This window comes from Rhizobacter sp. P3_B12 (assembly GCF_056402895.1).
On sequence record NZ_JBFUGN010001717.1, the window covers coordinates 1 to 604 of the forward strand.

The window sequence follows — 604 nt, forward strand, 5'->3', positions numbered from 1 at the left end:
CCCCAGGCGTCGGCCATGAAGCCGGCGCGCGCGTTGCCGATGAGCGGGCCGGTCAGGTAGCTGATCATCTCGATGCCGGCCAGCCGCCCGCGCAGCGGGTTGGGAATGGTCTGGTTCCAGATCGTGCCGCGGAACACGCCGCTGACCATGTCGGCCGCACCCGCCACTGCCAGGCACAGGAGACCCAGCGTCAGGCTGGGCGAGAAGCCCAGCGCCACGATGCCCAGCGCCCACACGGCCGCCGCGATGACCACCGCGCGGCCATGGCGCACGACCTTGCCGGTCCAGCCGCTGAAGAGGCCGATGACCAGCGCGCCGACCGACATCGCCGACAGCAGCCAGCCCACGGTCTCGGTGCGCCCATCGGCAGCCGCCATGGCAGGGAACAGAGCCACCGGGAACGCGAAGGCCATCGCGACGATGTCCACGATGTAGGTTCCCATCAGCGCAGGCCGCGCCCACGCGAAGCGCAGGCCTTCGGCCAGGTCGGCGAGCAGATGGGGACGTTCGCCCGGAGCCTCCACCGTGCCGATGGCCGCCCGCGGGATGCGGGAGATGAAGAACAGCGCCGCGAGAAAGGTGACGAAGTCGAAGACATAGGCGC

Annotated in this window: 1 protein-coding gene; it reads right to left on the reverse strand. The window is 70.5% G+C overall.

Annotation, left to right across the window (positions count from 1 at the left end; genetic code table 11):
* On the reverse strand, nucleotides 1–604 hold a 604-nt coding region (locus tag AC1D01_RS37845; RefSeq protein ID WP_477875115.1), incomplete at both ends, for an MFS transporter.